The sequence below is a fragment of the Candidatus Woesearchaeota archaeon genome (assembly GCA_016180285.1).
Lineage (GTDB): Archaea > Nanobdellota > Nanobdellia > Woesearchaeales > JACPBO01 > JACPBO01.
Genome location: JACPBO010000002.1, coordinates 1 through 21,816, shown reverse-complemented (window position 1 = coordinate 21,816; position 21,816 = coordinate 1). Strand labels below are relative to the sequence as shown.

Sequence of the window (21,816 nt, the reverse complement as noted above, 5' to 3'; positions counted from 1 at the left end):
AACATGGCAAAAGCAGAAGTTCAAAATCTTGTGTTTGTTTTCATACTTGCATTGCTAGTTATAGCGTTAGTTATGATTTTTGGATTCAAGGCGATACGCGATTTAATGGTGAAGTCGACAGAGGCGGACTTTATAAGGTTTAAGACATCCTTGGAGAGGGATATAAGCGCAATAACAACAGAGGCAGGCAGTTCCGAGCTTCTGGATTTAAAGCTTCCTGCGGGTTATAATCAGATATGCTTTGTTGATGATGGCCTGATAGGCAGTTCATCACCTTCTGCTAGCTTGAACTCCATAATAAAAAACAGCATCAGCTCAGGCGTTAAGAAAAATATATTTCTGGTTAAAAGCAAGGCATCAGTTGAATCATTTTATGCGGGAAAAATCAATATTCCGGACCCAGATCTTACAGATTCTGCAAACCCTTTGTTTTTATGCGCAGATGCCTCTTCTGGCAGAGCCACATTCAGAATAACAGGCAGGGGCAACTATGTTGAAATCTCGGAATCTTAACAGAAAAGCTGTTATCGAGGTTCAGTTCAACTGGATCTTTGTGCTAATTGCAGGCTCGCTTATACTTCTATTCTTTATTGCAATTGTCAACTGGCAGAGAGGGCTTGCAGAAACTAACTTGGCGAAAGATGTAAGGAACAATTTGAGGACAATAATAATGCACTCAAAGCTCGGCACAGAGGAAAGCAGGGAAAATCTGATAAGAACCCCAAATAAAAGAATCAATTTTGTCTGTGAAGAAGCAACATCCTCTTTTAACATAGAAAAAACAGGAGTTTCAGAGTCATTGGCAACAACAGTATTGTTTTCGCCGGATTACATAAAGGGGAGAGAGATGGTTACTTACACAATGAAATGGAAATCGCCATTTTTTATTATGAATTTTCTGTATATTACGAGCCCGGAAGTGAGGTATATTTTAGTCAAGGATGCAACAACAGAGGACAAGGCAAAAGAGTTTTATGATATGCTGCCTGAAAAAATATCAAAAGAGATAATTGATATCAGCAAGCTCACAGTTGAAAGTGACGATAAACTGGAGGATAAAAATAATTATGAAATAAAATTTATATTTTTTAATGCTGCTACAGGCACGATCGACATAACAAACGCACCTTCTTTTTTTGATAAAATGAAAAATCAGATTACTGCAGTAAGTATAAATGATGACGAAGTAAAATTTTATGAGTATGATGCAAATTCAAAATATTTTCGAGTACAACCGGGTAATGCACTTCCTTTTCTTGAAGTGCCTTCTTTGATTGGAGCAGTATTCGCTGAAGATGCCGAGAATTACAAATGCAACATGGAAAAAGCATTCAGGAAATACAAGATAATGGCTGAACTGTACAAGAACAGAAATGAGCTTATTGGTGCAGATGCAACACATTGCTCATATTATACAACAACCGCGTTGGATGATATGATATCAAAATTAGATGGCGGTTTTGGTTCAGCAGATACAAGTGTAATGAATGCAATAAATGCCGATGCAACTGCATTAATTCGACAAAGTTTAGACGCAGAATCAAATTCCTGCCCTCTGATCTACTAAAATGAAAAAAACAAAAGCCCAGCTGATGAAAATGGGGGAAACGATAATGGTGATCTTCATATTTATCATAATGGTCTTTATCGGCATGGTGTTTTATGCGAAATTCTATACTGGCGAAGTAAAAGAAAGCACAAAAGAGGCATTCAGGCAGCAGTCAGTTGAAATAGCAAACCTGATACAGTTCCTTCCTGAATTGCAGCAAACTTACAAAAATATCACTTACATAAGCTTTGATTTGTATAAGATCGGGGCATTCAATAAAATAATAGCGCCTAATCCTCCAGACTTGAATAACAGCTACTATTATGACCTTTTCAGGTTTAGCGTAATAAAAATCAACCAGATTTATCCAGCACTTACTCTGCCAGATGGCGAGTGGGTTCTTTACAACAAAACAGCCAACTACTCAACATATTATCTCACGTATATCCCTATCATTATTTATGATGCTGTAAACGACAGAAAAAATTTCGGAGTCTTGACAATACAATCATGGCAGCCAGACTGAATAAAAAATCACAGACTGAAGTTCTTGGCCTGGTCATTGTAGTTGTACTCATATCGTTTGTGCTGCTTTTTGCGCTGGTTTATATCATTTCAAAGCCGGCTTCAACAACAAGGGAAAGATACATAAAGTCAGAGCTTGCTTCAAATACGCTGTCGACATTGCTTGGAACAACAACAGACTGCAATAATTATGAGATCTGGGAGCTTTATGCAGACTGCGCAAAATCAAGCGCGCATATAAGCTGTTTGAGAGGAGCAGCAACAGAAGATTCATGCCAGCATGTTAATTTTATTGTCACAGACATCCTTGATGAAACCTTAAAACAAACATTTAAACGCAATGCATTTAAGTTCACAGCATGCACAGCAAACAGAATGTCAAATGAAATAAAATGCACAGAAACAATGCTGAATATAACTGAAGGCGAATGCACAACATGGTACAGTGCAAGCCAGCCCCTGCAGTCGGCATCCGGATTATTATATTTTAGATTGGATATTTGCGGGGGATGACTAGTTTATTTGTACTTAATCCAGTGACATCTTTCTTTGCGTAATCTTACAGACTCTACTTTGATTCTACTACCACGCGAAAAAATATATTGGCGGCGTTTTTAATATCAATTTCATTGCGCCCTGTTGATTGTTTGTCAGTATTGCTTGGCTGGATAAAATATCGTGTGACATATCCTCCTTTTGCAGAGTCTTGGCATAGCTCTTGCACATTATTACCACACCCCACTACAGGTATAGATTTTATCCAATTTATATCTACGCCTAACCTTTTGGCTAGTGACTCGTCAAATAAAGCCGTTGTTATGATGCTGGTCTTGACCTTGTTTTTAAAATAATTATTATTGACTTCAAAATAGTATTTCGTAGCAGGTCCTGGGAAAAATACATATTCCCATTCTGCTTCCATTGGTAAACGATATGTTATTTTTTCTTTCTTCGAGAGTATGCTGCAAAAATTTAGAGCATCATCTATAGTGGCTTCAACGGGTCCGCTTGCGGTAAAAGGATTTTCACCATAGATGTCAATAATGTTTTTGTTATTCGTTACAGCATCGTATTGACCTTTCGTTACATACACATTACCGACATAAAATGGTTTTGTTATTTGCACACTACTCCGATCAGCTTTGTTATCCAGTTTGCTCATGATAAATTGTCCAGGTGGAATAAGGACAAACTCCATCCCGACTGTGTTTTTATAAAGCGTATGCACAAATGAATCAATAGTCTCTTTTCTTTCGCTATGGATTATTTCAACTTTACGTGCCTCTGAACTCCAACCCCTGGGGATAGGGGGTATTTTTGCATAAGGAGGCAGTACAATAGTTTTAGATCCTCCCCTCTCAACAATTTCTTTAACTACTCTTATGACTTCCTTGTTTTCAGTAATATTCAAATGATTTGCATTCACAGTTTCTAATCTGTAATTTTCTTTATTGCTCACTTTATCAATCAAATCTGCACTTTCAGCAGGGACAACGCCATCACTAGGGCCTTTAATCAAAAAGCCTGTTGCAAAATTATTATCACTTCCTCTAACAACGCAATAATAAACGCCCGGCTTTAAACCAAATTTATTCAGTTCACTTTCAATAAAGCCGTCTGGAGCTGAGTTTAAATCATAAACTGCTCTTCTTCCCCAGCTAGAATCGACGAAGTTGATTAGCGTTGTAGGTTTTGTAAGCACATCCAAGAAACCTTTGATGCCCTTGGCGTGAAGAGGCTCTGTTAATGAAGGCATCTTTAAGAGGTCAGATTTCGGGCCTTTTGTCTGTTCGATTATTGAAGGAGGAATTGCATCATACCTTTCTCCTGCCAAGGCAGCATGATAGCACACAATATCAGCTAATGGGCTCCCATGATTTGGCGTTCCAATCATGACAATTGCCTTGACTTTCGAAACAACATCCGCAAAGCTAGCATTGCCGCATTCTATATAGTGTCTTCCAACAAGGCCGCCCATGCTGTGGCCAACAAAAACAATGCGGTTTACATTGACATTTTTATTTTCAAGCAGCTTTATCCTATCTCTTATCACAATATCCAAGTCATATGAAAAAAATTTTATTCTTTTTTCTGTGCTCGGGTAATCAACATTCAGCACATAAGATTGGTCTTTGACAACATCTTCTATCCTATTCATATCACCAGAGCTGCCTTTAATTCCATGGCAGAGTACTGTCAATACAGCTTCTTCAGCAGATGCAGTTATTGGGCTGGATAGAATAGAAGCGCCTATGAATAAGCCGCCAGCTAGACTAATAAATCGTTTCCCCCATTTTGAACTAACGAGCTTTTCGAGCATTTTGGTTTAACTATTGCATGTTTAAAACCTATTTACTTAAATTTTAACAAAGATTTAAATATTTATTTGTTTTGAAAGCCAATATAATAAAAAGACCAGCATGAAATCAAAAAAATCAATGACTCAGGAGCTGATTGTGATAATACTTGCGGTAATTTTCTTTATACTGCTTCTTGTGATTGTTGGCATGAAATTAGGAGGAGTCTTTAATGCGAAATAAAAAGGCGATTGGAAAAACCAGCGATATATGGAATGCTGTGCTTGTAAGCCTAATACTTGGCATTGCTGTTCTTGCTTTCTTTGGAATTCCCTGGCTTACTGCATGGGCAAATAGCGCCCGCGGAGTTGGCGAAGACGAGAAATGCAGGACTGCAGTTAAGATCGCTGCAGAAACAGGCATGGGAAAGGATTTAAAAGAATGCAAAGCAGTTCCAATCACAATAAAAGACTCCAAGAACAAAGATGCTGTGAGGGAGCAGCTTGCCCAGACAATGAAAAGATGCTGGGACAAGTTTGGAGCAAATGAAAAGCCGCCATTAAACCCTTTTGTAGATAAATATGAGTTCTGCGCTATCTGCTCAATAAACACGTTTGAAGGGTTTTCCGAGGACATTGATGGATTTGCGCTTTACCTTACAGAGCACAATGTTCTTGGCAAAGACGAAAAATACTATGAATATTTTTATGGAGCTCCGGCAACAGACGAGGTCATTAAGTATTACAGGGAAGATAAAACCAAGATTTCAACAAAAGTCAGATATGCTACAGTGCTTTACGCCACTAAAGAAACTAACTGGCAGGGGATTTGGAAAGGTCTTGGAATTGGCGGAGGAGTTGGCGCGGGAGCAGGAGCAGGCGGACTGGTAACAGCGGCTACCCTTGCGATGTTTGTGCCTGGTTTGAATGTCATTTTGATTACTGTTGGCGGTTCTGCTGCCATCGGCGCAGGGATTGGCGGCATAATTGCCGCAGGGCATTTGGCAGGATATACGCCAATGGTCATGCTAGTTCCTTATGATTATATGCCGTTATCAATAAAGTGTGTTGACTTAGGAGTTGATCCGTTTGAAAGCTATTTCAGTTAAGTTTAAATAAAACAAGATTCAGCTTATTCAGATGAAAAACAAGAAAGCGCTTGAATGGAATGCTTTTGGCGGCTTGCTGATTACGTTGGCAATTCTTCTTGCATTGCTGATAATAGTCAGCCTGCTTTCGGGAAAAGGATGGGAGCTATGGGAAGGAATAAAAAAGATATTTGGCGGATAAACAAAAAGGGCGATTTTCAATTCAGCCCGATTATAAGAGCAATCATCGTTATTTTAGTTGTGATTGTTGTCATTTTCTTATGGAACAGCACAGCATTTGCAGGCATCAAAGCATTCCTTGGGTTTAAGATTCCGGGCCAAGACCAGCAGATAGAGCCATTGACAAACTATGATTTTTACAATACGTTTGTTAAAGAATACAGGGAATGCAAGCTCAGCCCTTTTAAAGAATGCAGATGCAAGATGACTTCTCTGGAAAACAGGCTGCCTGCAGGAAATGCAATAGAGCTGACTGAAAATGGCGGAAATGTGGAAATATCGCTTGTAGAGTTTACGTTGAAGTATGAGAATGACAAATGCCGATTTAGCGCTAAAGAAAAAGATGCTGCAGCTGAACCTGCGATAATAAAAAATGACGCATTATTTACATTAGACTTCAAAGTTGCTGAAAAAAACAAATTAACAATATTTGCAATAACCAAATCTAGTGGCTGCCCGTTAGAAGGTACGTTAATTAAAGATTATTCGACGGGCAATCAGGAGGATGTCTTGCCTGCAGGCGGTTTTAGCAATCATATAGCCAGATTCGAATCAAGAACGCAATTTTTTTCAAAGGATCAGCTCGATTATATCCGGTCTAAATGGGAAAAATTAGTTGAATGCAAAGCCCCCAAAAATGCAGAGGAAGCAGATCAGAAATTCGAAGCGTTTATCAAAGAAATCGATGAGTTTAACAGCGGATCAGAAACAACTAAAAACATAAAATTGGGGCTTCCAGAGAGTTATAAAATAAAACTAACGGGAATTGAAGTTTCGTTGTATTGGTCAAAATATGAGCTTACGAAATCAGCCACATCATTATGCTCAACTGACAAAGACCTGCCAAATGGCAATTATTTGCTTACAAAGACCAGGTCTGATCCGGGAATCACTTGTGTCATGACAGAGCTTCAAAACCCTTAAACTCATAGAAACCTTTAAATATTACTGCCACAAATATCAAGGTATATTAAATAAGAGGTGTTGATGATGAAGAACAAAAAAGGAGTGGACATTTCTGTTAATGTTATAATTGTAGCTGCATTGGCGTTGATCGTTCTGGTAGTTTTGTTTGCAATATTCACAGGCAGATTGGGCGGATTCAGCCTTGCTGTGCAGAGCTGCGCAGATAAAGGCGGAACATGCACGAACCCAGATTCAACTGGAAAAACGGCAAATTGCGGCGCAGACTCTACTGTTCTAAAAGGCACAGATTGTGAAAAAGACAACAATAATGATAAAAAAGCAGATGGTTATTGCTGCATGCCTATAATTAAATCATAATTTTTTCTTTAACTTATTTTTTACAAAACTTTAAATACAAGCATTTCTAAGAATATCCTTACTCGATAAAAAAGGTGCAAAAATGCTCATAAAAAACAAAAAAGCTGCAGAGTTTATGTTTGGGCCTATTATATGGGCTGTTCTTGCATTAGTTGTTCTTGCTGTTCTGATCTTCATCTTTATGGGAGGAACTGGGAGAATAGCTGCAATCTTTAAGGGACAGACAGACACAGCAGGAGGGCAGGCGAATGCAGCATCATGGTGCCTTGGCGCAATAACCCAAGGTAAGCCATGCAATTATGACAAAATAAGCGATTGCGGCGGAGTAAATGACAAAGATGGTCATGAAGGCTGCGGTGATGCATCTAGCGCTGAAAAGGGCAAATACAGCTGCCCTTCAGAAAAACCAATAAGAGCAGCAGCCACGCTTAACTCTGAAAATACAAAGCTCTGCTGCTGCAGCTCGTAAAATGTTTAAAAACAAAAAAGCAGGCATTGATCTTAGTTTAAAAACAATAATCAGCCTTGTTCTTGCAGCAATCTTTCTTGCGTTATTATTCTGGCTAATAGTTACCATATACTCTGCATTTATACCAAAACTCGATTTAGCAACATTAAACACATTTGAGCAAATTCTTGCTCCTGCAGTTGAAAAGGCAACGCCAGATAAAAGGTATGTGCCTTATTATATAGAAGCTAAATTTGAATTGGTATCCAGAGTTGCAGCTCCAAGTTGCTGCGATAAATGCCTCTGTATACTGAAGGAGGGCGATGATCCCGGATTATTTTATACAAAAAAACGATTTAAATTCAACATAGTTGTAGAAGGATATGATATGAATATGCAACCTGTGCAAAATGTCTCTGTAATTTCAGGATATTTGCGCAAAGATAAAGGGCCAAATGGCGGCAATGTGAAGAATGTTGCTGTATGGAAAGAAGGCAACACAGTCCATATAAAAGACACTTGAAATGAAAAAACTGAATAAAAAGGCAATGGAAAATTTAAATAAAATCATCATCGCGCTAGTGGTATTTGTTATACTCATCGCATTGGCAATCGGGATAGTTAGATTTGCCATGCGCCAAGGCGATCAGGACATTTGCCTGATTTCTGTTGTTGCTGCTGACAAATCAGATAAGATCTTAGGCATAGATTGCAATATGTACCAGGCAGGAAAACTTAAACTGCAGGGAACAACAAAGGACGCCGAGAAAAAAGATGCAATGAAGCAGATTGCTGAGCTTATGCGCGACTGCTGGCACCAATTTGGAGAGGGGAAAATGGATCCGTTCAAGGGGGCTTGGGTTGACCTCACAACTGTGTGTTTTGTTTGCTCTAAATTCAGCTTTGAAACAGAAGACGGCATTTCAGAAAGAGAATTTGTTGACTTTTTAAAAAACAATGAACTAACGAATACTTCTTATCATTCATACTTGAAAGGTTCACTCCCAGAAACAGATAGGGATGCGTTTTTTATAGAATCAATAAATTTCCAAAGCATACTTGGCATTACAACAGAATTCAGTATTGGACAACATCTTGATTATTTCCGAGGCGGTGCAATCTTATCCCAAAATAGAGATTACGGCGTTGTTATTTATGCTGTGGCTACTAAAAAAGTACGTTCTTTTGTGAGAACTTTTTTTAAATGGCCGCCTGAGAGCCTATATGATATTTATGTTGTGCCTTATGAGAACATTGAAAAGCTGTCTTGCGATAGGCTGCAGGGATGAAAGCCTACAAGGGTTGGCAACGTAGTATATTCAGCACATTATTCCTTGTTATATTCTTCTAGTAATGCCGACATTCCCCTAATCGTTACATTGTTCTTTGACAGATCTAATGGTGTTTTGCCATCGTTGGCTCTCGCATTGACATTAGCGCCTTTAGCAAGCAGTGCTTTTGCAGCATCTAGTGAGTTTAAAGTATAATCATTACCAGCAGCATAATGTAATGGAGTATATCCTTTTTTGTCTATAGCGTTAACCACAGCACCACTATTCAACAACAGTATCACATCATCTACGTCGCATTTCTTGGCTGCATTATGCAATGGTGTGCAACCTTCTTCATTTTTTACGTTAACGTTACTGCCTACAGAAAGCAAGAATTTAGTTACATTAGAATTACCGTGCTCTGTAGCAAGAAGGAGAGGCGTATATCCGATACCTTCTATACCTACATTAACATCAGCACCCCTGGCGATCAACATTTTCACCATTTCTTCACGAGTATATAATACTGCCCAATGTAATGGCGTTTTGCCACCATTATCTCTCGCATTGACCAGCTTAGGGTTAGTTTTTATTAACCTCTCCAACCCTGATAGATCTCTCCCCTCTACCAAGTCATGTATCGATACTGATTTGGCAGATTTTTCATTAATTAATTCTGCAGAATATTCCCACTTATCTACGGACTCTGTTTCATCATATATCACCCAGTCGCCAACTTTATTGTATTTTAGCAGTATGTATTTGTTTCCTAATTCGGCAGCGGCATCTAAGCATTCTTTGCTTACCTTGAATAATCTAAACGTAGCCCCTTGCATATAGTCTTTTCCATCTTCAGTAACAATGATTCTTGCATAAACTGGGGCCATCTGTAATTTTAAATTAAAACCAGAAGGAGAATTCATAATGGTGGGCTTTTTTTCTTCAGAACCAGATGATAATGGCATTGGCAAACCAATACGATAGGAGTCGATTGTTATAGGTTGAGCTTCTTCTTTGAACAGACTTTCATTGCCATTGAAATAGTCATGTTCAAAACATTTTTTAAACACATCATAATCTTTTCCCCTTGATGCCTTGATCATTGACCCAAATGTTTTTTCTGGCGTCGATAAATTGCCAAGGTTGATTTCGAATTTATTTAAGATGCTACTTTTAGGTTTAGCATTTTCTACAGATCCTTCTTGGTTATTAGTGCTAGCGGATTTATTTTGACCACAGCCATAAAAAAGAACAGCGGCCAGAACAGTTACAATTGCGGTCAAAGATCTTCTGTGCGCCATAAAAGGCAATTAAGCGCTTCTCTTTATAAATTTTGTTTTTTTCCTGATTTAACAAAAAACTTAATAAATAACCACATCATAAGTTAAGATATGAACAAAAAAGGGGCTATTCAGTTGATGCTCTACGTAATAATAGAGTTGGTGATCCTTGCTGCTGTTCTTCTCTTCCTCAGGTGGGAGGTAAATGTTCTTGCAAAAGACACATCATTTGAAAAGAGGGCGACAGCAACAGATGCTGCATTATTGCTGGATACAATACAATCTGCTCCAGGAAATGCTTATACACTTTACAAGGTTGCGACACCAGAGCCTTTTGTGATGACGTTTATAGCAACAGACAGGCCATTTGTAAGAGTTGCCAGCAAGAAAGACAGGCAGGAATACAAGCAATTCCCTTTTGGACTTGATAACTATATTGGGCATTCGCTTTCAGACATTGATCCCTCGCAGCAGGCTTTGTTTTCGAAAACAGATGATGAAGTCAGAGTATCAAATGTGCAGGAAACATTTCAGGAGGCCTTAAAATGCCCCACTATTGATACAAACGACGCTGTTAATGATAAAATCATTATTACAGACCCTGGTTACAGCACAGATCAAAGCCAAGATATAACAAATAAGCTGAAAAATGCTGCAAAAAATATAGGGGGCCCATTCAAGGACATAAAGGAAGCAGTAAATCCTGCCTATGGCGATACAGTTGAAGCTCAAATAGCAGCTGCAAAGCCCGAAGCCGTAATAATTCTTAATTCAATATCCAAAAAAGATTCAAAAAACATAATAAAGGCATTTATACCAAATGAAAACGATGCAAAAACAAGAAAACTGGCGTGCTATGTTTTAAATCACCTTTTAAAAAGCAAAAATCTTCCTGCTTCGAATGGCTTGTCAATAATTCCAACATCAAATAACGCAATACTTAACCAAAATAAGCTTTCGGTTTTGGTAGAGTTTGAAAATGACCAAGAAACACAGGCAAGATTATTAGACAAAGCAGCCTATATTGGCGATGCAATATCAACAGCATTAAGCAATTACTACAAAAATGGTTGAAATAAGCTTTAATACAGTGATTTGGATACAAAGAATACTTTTCATAGTTACAATTGTATTCTCGATCCTGTTTCTTATAACATTTTTCTTCAATCTCAAGAATGAAACAACTGACCTCAGGATTGCTTTATTCGCCAATAGGATTCTTTATTCGCCTGACGGTATAACTTATAACAGCCCTGAAACAGACCGTTCTTATCCGGGCATCATAGACTTGCAAAAATTTGATTCTGCAGCCCTTGAAAAAGCGATCTTTTACAATGACGAAAAAGGCGATGCAGTAATAGCAGCGAAACTCAGGCTGCTCGATGAAAAAGGCAAAGAAATAAAGTCTCTGATATACAACGAGAAAACTTACAATAACATCCAGCCAATTTCTTTTGCATCCGGTTATGCACGGACTTTTAAGACAATGTACGTTTTAATGCATGACAATGGCAAATTTACACCTGCAAAACTTGAAATGGATGTTGTAACGCATAAAGGCTAAGATGAAAACAATGTTCAAAAAAATAAAAAAATTAAACAAAAAAGGGTATGCAGGCGCTCTGGTTGACTTTTTCTCGTGGATCGCTTATTTTATAATTCTCATAATATTTATTGCGCTGTTTACTGCCGCAGCAAAAACCGCAGCAAAAACCCTGGCAGGCATTAATACCAATTCAGAATCTTCAATATTATATTCATATCTCAGAACATCAATTGATTTCAACGGAAAAGAGATAAGCATTGCAGACTTGATAGTGTTGTATTATATAGAAGAAGACAATGTCAAAAAGAAAGAATATTATGATCTGCTTTTGGATAGCGCGCAAAGAACATTCAATTCGCTTGAATTCTGCCATAGAGCTGTTAGCAAGCAGATAAGAGGCTATGCGCTTTATATTTTTGATAAAGATTACTCTGAAGCAGAGATCAGGCAGAATTACGGAGGCAACTTGCTGAATCAAAATAAGAAATTCAGGTCAAAGCATTTTGAAGACAATGTGGCCAAAGTAATGAACCTGCCAAACCAAGCGCTGCCTTTGCCAGAAGGTAAAACTATCTATGTGAATTTTATGTTCAGCGACCAAATTTCAACAAATACGGAGAGTGGAGCCAGAGGATGCTAATGAAAAGATTAAATAAAAAATCAATAATGTTCTTCAACATGTTCCTTGTATTCATAGCAACAGCAATCTTGGTGATGTCAATTATTGCGATATTGGAAAAAGTAAGCAAACTTGACAAACAAGAAATAGGCGAAAGGCAGCTTGCATTGCTCAATGAATACCAAAAAGGCGAGAAGGCGCTGATGTATATTGATATGGCTGCAAAATTTTCAGCGTACCAATCAATTTACGATCTTGCAGCCAATGGCGGCTACAGCAATAAGCCTGATTGCGGGGAATATGGCATCTATAACTTATGGACAACCAAGGACAAAGCATGCTATCCGGATGAGGAATCGCTGAAGTCAAATCTTTCTTTATCCCTGAATGAAAATTTAAACCCTTATTTGTCAAAGTATAAGGGCGTATTTATCCCAGAAAACAATTATGCGTTTGCGTTTAAAAATGAAAAACTGAAAATCATTGGCATTGCATTGCAGAATATTTATACATCAAGATCCTATCTTGAATCAACTGGAAAGCCAAAAGGATTTGCATGGCCGACAAATGACGATAAGCCGTATGTTGGCGAATGCTTTGGCTATGATTCAGAAAGAAAGGAAAATGTAGATCATGTTGAAATAATTTCAAGAAAAGATTCAGATGTTTTTGCTGTTTTTACCGGAAAAGTTGAGAAGGTTACAGCTGACAGTGTTCTTGTAAATAGCGCATCATGGAGCATAAAGGTCGAATATAGAAATCTTAAAACAATAAATGTGAAAGAAGGCGATGAAATAAAGACGCATGATCTGATAGGCCAGGCAGATAACCGAGTTTTACAACTGGCAGTTATTGATGATGCAGCAACCCAAAGCATGAAGATAGGTAACTATGTAAATCCGCTGAACTATTTTTCATATCCTTCATTGAAGAATGGAAAATATGGAGAAATAACCTACAATAAAGATTCGCCAACGTGCAAAGCAATGGAAAACAAGATAACCTATGCTGTAAAGCCTTCTTTTGATTTGACTATAGATTATAGTCTGAGTGATTATGCGCTGATAAAAGAGAAAGCAAAAGAGATGATTGCTAAATGCTCAAAAGAAGACCTGAACTCGTGCGCGAATAATGAAATTAAAAAGTTCAATTCGAAGACATTGAGCTGGTCAGCGGACTGCGGAACAGATGAAGAGAGAGTTTTCTCTGAGTTTTTAAGCTATTACCAAAGATGCCTTGCATCAGAGATGGCTGGATGCAGCTGCGAATTCACAATGAAAGACGGGCCTAAGAACAAGGAGTTTAAAATAAGAATGGCGAATGACGGCAATAAAATTATAGCTACCTTGAATAAGCTTAGTGAAACTATAGATGCAATCGGGCCAACAATTGCAATAGAAGATTCAAATAAACAATTAGTTTTTGATTTGCAAAAATACATTGATTTCACAATAAAGTATGATGGCGATGGGAAAGCCGCAATAAGGCTAAAGAGCGAAGCGTATAGCGGAGAGTTAGGATTCCTTGGGGTTGTTTTTTTGAATAAAAAATATGACTTTGATTTGGACATGTTAAAAATGTATAAAAAATCAAAATTAGTAAGCTTTTCAGAAAACAAGATTGGCAGCTCATGCTCTGTTTCAGAAAGGCAGGCAAATTTCTGCGTAACAAACAATGAGAAGAGATTTCTGGTTTATGACAAATTGAATGACAAAACTGAAGAGAAAAACATCGTTTATAATTTTGCCATTGACTTCGGCGATACAACACCGCCGCCTCCAATTGAAAATTTAAAAGCGCAGGATCAGCCAAAAGCCCAGAATTCTTTGATATTGATATGGGACAAAATTGATGAAAATAAAGCGAATGATATAGCAAATTATTATGTTTATTACACTAAAAAAGAATTTAATATTCCGACTGAAATTAAAAATCATCTTTTAAAGGATGAGAGCAATGATGATGTAAAATCAATTCCAATAGATGCAACCAAATATGAAAAAATCAGCGATATTGATTTAGAAAACTGCAATTATGCAAAAGAAGGCGAACCCTGCGTCTATGGCAAATATAACAAAGCATTAGAAAAGAGAAAATTATACTTATGGGAAGAAAAGTTTATTTATATTTTGTCCGGTCTTGATGATGGTGCAACATACAATCTTGCAATTACAGCAGTTGATTTCAGTGACAATGAGATCGACGGGGTTTCTGAAAATCAAAAATTAAATGTCGTTAAGGGAAATGTTATAGATGATCTGGCGCCTGGAAGGGTAACGATGAATGCGCCTGCATATGATGATTCAGCTAAAAAACTAACTTTATCCTGGCTGGCTGTTGACAAGAATTATGATGGAACAGTTCCTGTCAATGACTTAGAAGGATATTATATTTATAAATTTACAACATCTAAAACTGCAATAGGCAATTCTGACGCGCCAATTGCACTTTTAAAAGAGTTGAGCTATTCATTTGAAAATCTGGCTGCTGGAACATATTATTTTGCAGCCATAGCGAAAGATGAAACACAGAATAAAATCACAGATTTAAATGATAAAAACTCAAAAACAATAACAATTCCATAGTTATTTCAGATTATACAAAACTTTATAAATAATGCGATTAACCTGAATCCTGGTGGCTTAATTGATTAAAATACCAGTAGAGACTATAATCGAGAAGATAAAGGAAAAGACAAATTTAAGCGATAACGAGATTGAAGACAAGATCAAGGAAAAATTAAAGCATCTTTCTGGCCTTATATCGAGAGAAGGGGCAGCCCACATTGTGGCGAATGACCTTGGCGTCAAGATATTTGAGCAGGTTTCCGGAAAATTGAAAATAAAGAATATTCTTGCAGGCATGAGGAATGTTGAAACAGTGGGAAAAATTACAAATGTGTATGAATTGAGGGAATTCGTATCCAGAGAAAGAAGCGGAAAGGTTGCTTCGCTTGTAATTGGGGATGAAACAGGCAGCGTAAGGATTGTGCTCTGGAATGACCAGGCGAATAACCTTGAAAAGATAAAGCAGGGTGATGTAATTAAGATTGTGGGCGGCTATGTAAGGGAGAATTTTGGCAGGCTGGAAGTGCACATCAATGACAAGAGCAGGCTTATCATAAGCCCGCCTGGCGAAGCAATAGGCGAAATAAAGGAAACTGAAGCCAAGATACAGGCGAAAAGAAAAAAGATAAATGAATTAAAAGAAAGCGAGCCGAATGTTGAGCTGTTCGGCACAATAGTTGATGTTTCTGACCCGAAGTTCTTTGAAGTCTGCCCGAAATGCGAGAAAAGGGCAAGGATGCTGTCCAATAATTTTGTATGCGAGGAGCATGGCATTGTTGAGCCTTCTTACTCCTATGTTCTGAATACAGTCTTAGATGACGGATCGGACAACATGAGGGTTGTGTTTTTCAAAAAGCAGGCAAACAATCTTTTAAGCAAAAATGAGGAAGAGATCGCGAAATACAGGGAAAACATCCCTGAGTTTGAAGCAGTAAAAACAGAGCTGAAGGGAAAGCAGATCAAGGTTGTCGGGAGGGTTGTCAAGAATACAATGTTTGAAAGGCTTGAATTGATCTCGCAGCTTGTATTCCCGAATGCTGATCCTTCTGAAGAGATCGAAAGGCTGAAGAAAGAGATAGAAGTGAAATAGTTTTATAAGAGGCACTAATTTGGAAAGATACAAATGGGAATGGCATGGATGGGACCACTTTAATCCTTTTACACCCAAAGAGATTGCAGTATACAAGAACAAATATACTGGAAAGGTCAAACAAATAAAAAAAGGATTCTGTTGGCCTTGTCTCTTTTTTGGGTATTTATGGTATTTATCAAAGGGAATGTGGGTATATTTCTTTGCAGTTTTGATTTCGGCTTGGGTTATATTCTCGCTTGGTTCACCATTATTTTATCTCCAATGGTTATTGTTTGGCATATGTGCTTACACAGCGAGAAAAGATTATGGTGATTATTTGATTAAGAAAGGATATAAGAAGGTTGATACTATAAAACCAAAATAAAGGGTATTATTCAGAGCAATTATGGTGTATATTGATAATTTTGATCCACTGAAGATGCAGTTCGAAATAATTAACGCTTTACTAGAAAACGATCTGATTACAGTTGATGAAGCAAAAAAAATTCTAAAAAATAGTCTTAATCCACAACTAAAAGAGGAGGAGAGAGATAAGATTGTTGAATCCCTCTTTGTGAAAAAATGACGGAAATCTCCTACAAAAATATTCAGAAGTATGATTTACTAAAATATTCTGTTAAGTCAAAAATTATCGTAAATTTTAAATCTAATATATTTGCTAAAGGTGCTTTTAATAATTTTCTCAATAAACTAAAGATTGCTGACATCGGCGATGAATCAGAGAAAGCATACGTTATCAATAGTTTTAGAGTAGATGTCGTAGGAACAGATATTGAAATTGGTTTCTTTGGTTTAAGAGACAACAGACCAATCATAATACTTGAAAAAGTTAATGGTGATGAAGTTGTTATTAGTCTTTTTAACGAACCAAAATACATCATGAGAGATCATTTTGATGTTTTGAAAGTATTGCGAAATTCAACCGTTATCACAAAGGTATTATCAAGATTCTTGCCTCCAATCTATCCTTGCAAAATTGATGAGTGTGTGTCCATTAATAATGTTGAGCTAAAGAAAGCAGAAGTTAAGCTATTTTTGAAAGACTCTCTGTTAAGATACTTCTTATTATACATTTCCACTATTGGTGCTGTTAATTTGAATATGATGTGGGATTATGGGCTAAAAGCGGCTTTTAACGCTGGTTCGGGTGTTGTTTTTGTAATCTATTTCCTTGCATTATATTTTGAATTCCTGTGGTTTTTATCACAGGATAGATTTAAGTTAGAAATCAAAGAAGAATAAGTTTGTCATGTCGAGCATTGATTACACATAATTGAGGTTATATTCCCTCGAACGTTAGTGAGAGGCAAACCAGCATTACGCACCCTGAAACGGCAAAATTAGAGGATCATAACACAATCTTTCTCAATTCTAACTCGGCGACTTTCTCGCCTTCGGCTCGAACCTTGCATTCCTAAAAGTCCCAGCTCTCAACTCCTTTCAGTTGTTGGAAGGGACTTTCGAGGTAAGGAGAACTAACGCCATTATGCGCAATCAGTTCGGAATGTCTAACTGGGCATTTTCCACCCAAGCATCTTATAAATTACTACGGTCAAGACAACTATCCCGAGTCTTATTGCCAATTCGGCAATATTTTCTATAGGATATTCACTAATAGGAACAGTTGTAAAGAAAAAGCCAGTGAATAAAAATATGGGCAGATAACTAATAAAATGGACTAAAGATAATCTTAAGATATCATTTTTTACTTTTATCATAAATAGATCAATCAATGATTTACCTAGAATAAAAAGAATGATACCATTAAATAAAATACCAAACATCCAGTAATCTATGAAGTTGAATTGTTGAGCGACTAATGTAACAATAATTGCGTAAAATATGCCCCAGATGAATCCAAACCTTGCATAACTTAAATAATTTTTAAGCCAGTAACTCTCTCCAACACCCTCGAATGATGATGTTTTTCTTTCAGATATCACAATTTTTTGTAAAATATCAAAAAGTTCATCAACCTCATTTTTACTAAGTTTAATTTTAGTTTTCTTATTTTGAATAGTTCTACATAAATCTCCTACTCTAATTATATCTGTTGGTGCTTTCTCGATTTGCAAATTTACCTCTGAATTCGTAAAAACTATAATTGTATTAATCCAAGGCCTAAATTTTTCAGAGAATATTTCTTGTTCAGAAATGAATTGCCTCAGTTTAACGGCATTTCTATTAGCTTGTTTTATTGGATCAGTAAAATCTCCTAAATACGATTTACCTTTCAGACTTATCTTTTCCTGAGTCCACATACCATTTTCATATTTTATGTCTCCTCTATGATGTTTTGTTTCAATCACAAAAATGCCGTTTTCACCTATAACTATGTGGTCTATGTTACCTTTTATATTTGGTAATCTAACATCATGAACTATGTGGAAATTTTTACCTAGCTTTTTTAATTCATCTATAACGGTTTCTTCCCCTTTCGCGCCTAAATTCCATGTCAAATATTTGCGGAAATAAACTAAAGATATGATCAATAATATTAAACCTGAAAATAACCCATATAGTGCAGTAGGAAAATCTGAAATCAATCCGATAGCTGAAGAAAAAATTGCAAACATAAATAAGAATAACCCACGATTTCTGTTTAGATTGGCAAATTTTCTTGAAAATATTTCACGATTAGTTGTCACAGTATGAAGTAATTATCTAATGCTTATTAAATTACCGATTTAGTACCTGAAATTGACCCTTTAGCTTCTTACGAAACCTTGCCACTTAAAGCATTCGCTAGGACTTAATAGCAGTCATACAACTATTAGCCACTGGACACAGTGGACACCTGCGGTCAAAAGGTATTTAAATAAGCGTTCTTTTCTTATATTGTTGCTGAGAAAGCAACACCCGCTTCCTGGAAGCTGTAACTGGCTTCATAATCAAGGGAAGTTTGAAATAAAATGCGAAAAGCAAAAGGGTGAAAAAATGAAAACAAGTACAGAAAGTTCTGGCAATAAGCCGGAAAAAAAGATAAGAGCAGGAGCTATTTCTGCCACAATATGGCAAAATACCGGCAAAGGCAAGACTGGCGAAAGTGTCCAGTACCGCACAGTGCAGGTAGAGCGAAGCTATAAGGACAAAAAAACCAATGCATGGAAGAACACGTCTTCTTTCAGAGTTGGCGATTTGCCAAAGTTAGCGCTGGTTTCGCAGAAAGCATACGAATACCTTGTTCTGAAAGAACAAGGCGATTCTGAAGCTGAGGATTACAGCGAAGTAGAGCTGGAAGACATAATGTAAAGGTGATCATAATGAAAAAGGAAAAAAAAGAGATTGCGTTAATGGACCTGCCAGGAGTAGGGGCAGCAACAGCAGAAAAGCTGCAGGCATGCGGCTATAATGACCTCATGTCAGTGGCGGTTGCATCGCCGGCAGAGTTAGTTGAAATTGCTGGTGTTACAGAAGCAACAGCAAGGAAGATGATACAGGCAGCCCGCTCATCTTTGGACATGGGATTTGAGACCGGGGCTGAATTGCTGCAGAAAAGGCAGGGTGTAAAAAAACTATTGACACTGAAAATACATTCAGGCCTGAACGTATAATTCAGCTTGCAAGAGGCGCGGGATTGGAGCCAGAGCAGGTGCTTAACAACATAAAAGTTGCGCGGGCTTGCAACTCCGATCACCAGATGCTTCTTGCTGAAAAAACTGAAGATCTGATAAAAAAGCAGGGCCTGAAAGTAAAGCTTGTTGTTATTGATTCCCTTACAGCCCATTTCAGGGCAGAATTCGTAGGAAGGGGAACACTGGCGGACAGGCAGCAGAAGCTGAACAAGCACATGCATACCCTGATGAGGATTGCAGATACAAACAATATCTGCGTCTATGTAACAAACCAGGTGATGGCAAAGCCGGATATGTTCTTCGGCGATCCAACACAGGCAATCGGCGGGCATATTGTTGCCCATGCCTCGACTTTCAGAGTTTACCTCAGAAAAGGCAAGAAAGGAAGCAGAGTGGCAAAGCTTGTTGACAGCCCGAATCTGCCAGAAGCAGAATGCAACTTCTTTGTTGAAGAAGGCGGGTTAAAGGACGTTGTGGATTAATTTTTTATTTCTTTTTTTTATTTTTAAACAACATATTCCAAAAATAGGGGATAGTTTCTTATTCGAGTTCTTTAAGCTTCTTTGCCACATTGTTGCCTAATTTAGTTTTTTGATATATCCTCCCCATTTTATCTGTAGGATTTACAACTTCAACGAGATTTTTATCTTTTAACTCAGATAAAGCTCTCGATACAAGGTTAAAATAGGTGTTGCTGTTTTTGTTATAAATCTTCATCATTAATTCTGAGGGCATCATAGGTTTATCTAATACATAAAAAATCTTTTTTCTGTTCTTTCCTCTTTTCACAAAAGAAACTAAATTAAACAAAGTCATAGCGATTTATAAACAAATATCCTATAAAAAACAAATTCAACAATCTATTAGCAAATATCAAACAAAATAGAAAACTTTATATATGGACGTAGTTATAAAAAGGATGTTATGTTTTGGAGGGGTAAAAAATGGGAAAACGAACAGTTGAATTTGTACTTGGTCTTATTGGAGGAATATTTGGTTTCTTTGGAGCTTTAATTGCATTAATGTTCGGTGGAATTGGCTATGCGTTAGGTGGAAAAGGAGCTTCAACTGTTATTGGACTTGGCTGGCTAGCTATACTCTTTTCGATAATAGGAATTGTTGGTGCGGCATTAGTAAAAAGCAAAACTAAATTGGGTGGTTGGATGATGATTATTAGCGCAATTGGTGGAGTGATTTCTGTAAGTTTTGCATATGCACTCTCATTTATACTGTTAATAATCGCTGGTCTTATGGCAGTGATAAGAAAAGGCGATAAAAAATGAGAAAGATAATTTTTCCTTTATTCATCATATCCATTTTAGTTTTAGTTGGTTGTGAAAAAGCAACTCCTGTAACGTGCCCAACAGTAAATACACCTGAAAAATTCTTTCCGGTAAAAAGCAATGATATGATTACTTTAGATACTAAAGGTATTACGGCAGGAGAAGGGTATACGATAGCGCCTGTTGAGAAACAAGGGAATCCTTTTTTTCAGAACAGTGTTTCTTGTCATTTAGGTAAAAAAGCAGGCGAAAATGTTAATAATCTATATTGTGACCAATTAATGATACAAAAACTTATAACCAATGATGCTGGAGATATAGTTGAAGAACAAATTACAGGTGTTCAATTCATTTTTGATAAAGACTCTAAATTGATAGGGAAAAAATGCTTTAAGTGATTAGCAATCACTACTTCTTTCCCTTCCAGAAACACTAGAAGAAAGACAACATCCATCCTACAAATAAATTTGTGTGCATTCTGCCTATGATTTTATAAACTTAAAAATAACTTCCCTTGAACTTATTCAGTTTTCCTGCCAAGCCAAATGCCACTTTTGGGTTTTTCAGCAAAAACATGGAAAACTGCAGAAACTCCTCTTTAATGTTGTTTATCAGATCGCATGAAAACGAGCATCTTCTGCAGATCATCTCTTTTTTAAGGCCTTTTCTCAATTCATTGTTTTCAAACCATTTCTTTAAAATATCTTTATCAAGGGCAGTTCCTATGAAATATTTTTTATTTCCCGATAATATTGCGCAGGGATACAAGTTCCCGTTTTGATCCATAAAAACGCTTTTAAAACCGGCAAGGCAGAGCATTTTTCTGCTCTTGCCGTTCATTATATCAATCAGCAGATTGTAATAGAAGGCATGCTCTGGCCCGTATTTTATTATTGCTTTCAGAAATTTTATAATTTTTGGGTAATCATCTTTAGTTACGAAAACATTTGAATTTAAATTCCCGAAATAGCCTGCTGAGGGAAGGGCAATTGTGTGGCCCACATAAGGAACAAGCTTTTTAAGATAAAGATAGGATTCCATTAATTTGCCAAGATTGAGCTTTGAAATTGTTGTCTCAACGCCAAGATTGAAATTCTTGTTTTTTATTTTCCTTAATTCCCTTATCGTTGAAATTGCTTTTTTAAAGCTGCC

General features: G+C 37.1%; 27 protein-coding genes and 1 pseudogene. 23 read left to right on the top strand and 5 right to left on the bottom strand.

Features of this window, described 5'->3' with window-relative positions:
• Positions 1–3: 3 nt before the first annotated feature.
• The 4 genes from HYU07_00210 to HYU07_00195 are packed head-to-tail and all read left to right on the top strand — an operon-like array spanning position 4 to position 2,587.
• Complete coding sequence (locus tag HYU07_00210; protein MBI2128637.1) at positions 4–513, top strand: hypothetical protein; 510 nt, start codon at positions 4–6, stop codon at positions 511–513.
• Positions 491–1,567, top strand: a complete 1,077-nt coding sequence (locus tag HYU07_00205) for a hypothetical protein (GenBank protein MBI2128636.1) — start codon at positions 491–493, stop codon at positions 1,565–1,567. Before HYU07_00210 ends, HYU07_00205 begins: the two co-directional genes overlap by 23 nt.
• Position 1,568: 1 nt before the next feature.
• The gene (locus HYU07_00200) at positions 1,569–2,075 is read left to right on the top strand and encodes a hypothetical protein (GenBank protein MBI2128635.1); all 507 of its coding nucleotides are present in this window, start codon (positions 1,569–1,571) and stop codon (positions 2,073–2,075) included.
• Complete coding sequence (locus tag HYU07_00195) at positions 2,060–2,587, top strand: hypothetical protein (protein MBI2128634.1); 528 nt, start codon at positions 2,060–2,062, stop codon at positions 2,585–2,587. Before HYU07_00200 ends, HYU07_00195 begins: the two co-directional genes overlap by 16 nt.
• 55 nt (positions 2,588–2,642) lie before the next feature.
• Here HYU07_00195 and HYU07_00190 read toward each other — a convergent pair whose 3' ends face one another.
• Positions 2,643–4,394 carry an SUMF1/EgtB/PvdO family nonheme iron enzyme gene (locus HYU07_00190; GenBank protein MBI2128633.1) on the bottom strand — a complete coding sequence of 584 codons (1,752 nt, stop codon included), beginning with the start codon at positions 4,392–4,394 and terminating at the stop codon, positions 2,643–2,645.
• Positions 4,395–4,603: 209 nt separating this feature from the next.
• Here HYU07_00190 and HYU07_00185 point away from each other — a divergent pair, with 209 nt between their 5' ends.
• The 7 genes from HYU07_00185 to HYU07_00155 all read left to right on the top strand — a co-directional run bounded on the left by HYU07_00185 (position 4,604) and on the right by HYU07_00155 (position 8,719).
• Positions 4,604–5,479, top strand: a complete 876-nt coding sequence (locus HYU07_00185; protein MBI2128632.1) for a hypothetical protein — start codon at positions 4,604–4,606, stop codon at positions 5,477–5,479.
• A gap of 31 nt (positions 5,480–5,510) precedes the next feature.
• Positions 5,511–5,660 carry a hypothetical protein gene (locus HYU07_00180; protein MBI2128631.1) on the top strand — a complete coding sequence of 50 codons (150 nt, stop codon included), beginning with the start codon at positions 5,511–5,513 and terminating at the stop codon, positions 5,658–5,660.
• The gene (locus tag HYU07_00175; protein ID MBI2128630.1) at positions 5,627–6,622 is read left to right on the top strand and encodes a hypothetical protein; all 996 of its coding nucleotides are present in this window, start codon (positions 5,627–5,629) and stop codon (positions 6,620–6,622) included. The genes HYU07_00180 and HYU07_00175 overlap by 34 nt, the downstream gene beginning before the upstream one ends.
• A gap of 63 nt (positions 6,623–6,685) precedes the next feature.
• The gene (locus tag HYU07_00170; protein MBI2128629.1) at positions 6,686–6,982 is read left to right on the top strand and encodes a hypothetical protein; all 297 of its coding nucleotides are present in this window, start codon (positions 6,686–6,688) and stop codon (positions 6,980–6,982) included.
• 82 nt (positions 6,983–7,064) lie between these two features.
• The gene (locus tag HYU07_00165; GenBank protein MBI2128628.1) at positions 7,065–7,451 is read left to right on the top strand and encodes a hypothetical protein; all 387 of its coding nucleotides are present in this window, start codon (positions 7,065–7,067) and stop codon (positions 7,449–7,451) included.
• 1 nt (position 7,452) lies between these two features.
• Positions 7,453–7,953 (top strand): hypothetical protein, encoded by a 501-nt coding sequence (locus HYU07_00160; GenBank protein MBI2128627.1) that lies wholly within the window; start codon positions 7,453–7,455, stop codon positions 7,951–7,953.
• 1 nt (position 7,954) lies between these two features.
• Positions 7,955–8,719, top strand: a complete 765-nt coding sequence (locus HYU07_00155) for a hypothetical protein (GenBank protein ID MBI2128626.1) — start codon at positions 7,955–7,957, stop codon at positions 8,717–8,719.
• A 38-nt stretch (positions 8,720–8,757) separates the two neighbouring features.
• Here HYU07_00155 and HYU07_00150 read toward each other — a convergent pair whose 3' ends face one another.
• On the bottom strand, positions 8,758–10,002 hold the full coding sequence (locus HYU07_00150; GenBank protein ID MBI2128625.1) for an ankyrin repeat domain-containing protein: 1,245 nt from the start codon (positions 10,000–10,002) through the stop codon (positions 8,758–8,760).
• Between the two features lie 90 nt (positions 10,003–10,092).
• Between HYU07_00150 and HYU07_00145 the strand changes: the two genes are divergently transcribed.
• From HYU07_00145 to HYU07_00110, 8 genes are all read left to right on the top strand, one after another.
• Positions 10,093–11,055, top strand: coding sequence for a hypothetical protein (locus tag HYU07_00145; protein ID MBI2128624.1), 963 nt, complete (start codon positions 10,093–10,095; stop codon positions 11,053–11,055).
• Positions 11,048–11,545: a hypothetical protein gene (locus HYU07_00140; GenBank protein MBI2128623.1), complete on the top strand. Its 498-nt coding sequence runs from the start codon at positions 11,048–11,050 to the stop codon at positions 11,543–11,545. The genes HYU07_00145 and HYU07_00140 overlap by 8 nt, the downstream gene beginning before the upstream one ends.
• 1 nt (position 11,546) lies before the next feature.
• Positions 11,547–12,167 (top strand): hypothetical protein, encoded by a 621-nt coding sequence (locus tag HYU07_00135; protein ID MBI2128622.1) that lies wholly within the window; start codon positions 11,547–11,549, stop codon positions 12,165–12,167.
• Positions 12,167–14,731: a hypothetical protein gene (locus tag HYU07_00130; GenBank protein ID MBI2128621.1), complete on the top strand. Its 2,565-nt coding sequence runs from the start codon at positions 12,167–12,169 to the stop codon at positions 14,729–14,731. Before HYU07_00135 ends, HYU07_00130 begins: the two co-directional genes overlap by 1 nt.
• Before the next feature lie 61 nt (positions 14,732–14,792).
• A complete protein-coding gene (locus tag HYU07_00125) occupies positions 14,793–15,803 on the top strand; it encodes a hypothetical protein (GenBank protein MBI2128620.1) in 1,011 nt (336 codons plus the stop codon).
• A gap of 19 nt (positions 15,804–15,822) precedes the next feature.
• Complete coding sequence (locus HYU07_00120; GenBank protein MBI2128619.1) at positions 15,823–16,170, top strand: hypothetical protein; 348 nt, start codon at positions 15,823–15,825, stop codon at positions 16,168–16,170.
• A gap of 21 nt (positions 16,171–16,191) precedes the next feature.
• Positions 16,192–16,371 (top strand): hypothetical protein, encoded by a 180-nt coding sequence (locus HYU07_00115; protein MBI2128618.1) that lies wholly within the window; start codon positions 16,192–16,194, stop codon positions 16,369–16,371.
• Positions 16,368–17,048 carry a hypothetical protein gene (locus HYU07_00110; protein ID MBI2128617.1) on the top strand — a complete coding sequence of 227 codons (681 nt, stop codon included), beginning with the start codon at positions 16,368–16,370 and terminating at the stop codon, positions 17,046–17,048. The genes HYU07_00115 and HYU07_00110 overlap by 4 nt, the downstream gene beginning before the upstream one ends.
• A 266-nt stretch (positions 17,049–17,314) precedes the next feature.
• On the opposite strand, the gene HYU07_00105 is transcribed toward HYU07_00110, so the two are convergent.
• On the bottom strand, positions 17,315–18,454 hold the full coding sequence (locus HYU07_00105) for an NERD domain-containing protein (protein MBI2128616.1): 1,140 nt from the start codon (positions 18,452–18,454) through the stop codon (positions 17,315–17,317).
• Positions 18,455–18,743: 289 nt separating this feature from the next.
• On the opposite strand from HYU07_00105, the gene HYU07_00100 reads away from it, so the two are divergent.
• Both HYU07_00100 and radA read left to right on the top strand, forming a co-directional pair.
• Positions 18,744–19,058, top strand: coding sequence for a hypothetical protein (locus tag HYU07_00100; GenBank protein ID MBI2128615.1), 315 nt, complete (start codon positions 18,744–18,746; stop codon positions 19,056–19,058).
• A gap of 11 nt (positions 19,059–19,069) precedes the next feature.
• A pseudogene (gene radA / locus HYU07_00095) lies at positions 19,070–19,863 on the top strand (DNA repair and recombination protein RadA).
• A gap of 58 nt (positions 19,864–19,921) precedes the next feature.
• On the opposite strand, the gene HYU07_00090 reads toward radA, so the two are convergent.
• Complete coding sequence (locus tag HYU07_00090; protein MBI2128614.1) at positions 19,922–20,170, bottom strand: ArsR family transcriptional regulator; 249 nt, start codon at positions 20,168–20,170, stop codon at positions 19,922–19,924.
• Between the two features lie 155 nt (positions 20,171–20,325).
• Here HYU07_00090 and HYU07_00085 point away from each other — a divergent pair, with 155 nt between their 5' ends.
• Together HYU07_00085 and HYU07_00080 are read left to right on the top strand one after the other, a co-directional pair.
• Entirely contained in the window at positions 20,326–20,664 is a 339-nt protein-coding gene (locus HYU07_00085; GenBank protein MBI2128613.1) for a DUF4064 domain-containing protein, read from the top strand.
• Positions 20,661–21,062, top strand: a complete 402-nt coding sequence (locus tag HYU07_00080) for a hypothetical protein (GenBank protein MBI2128612.1) — start codon at positions 20,661–20,663, stop codon at positions 21,060–21,062. The genes HYU07_00085 and HYU07_00080 overlap by 4 nt, the downstream gene beginning before the upstream one ends.
• 100 nt (positions 21,063–21,162) lie before the next feature.
• Here HYU07_00080 and HYU07_00075 read toward each other — a convergent pair.
• Positions 21,163–21,816, bottom strand: a 654-nt coding sequence (locus HYU07_00075) for a radical SAM protein (protein MBI2128611.1), incomplete at its 5' end; no start/stop codon positions are given.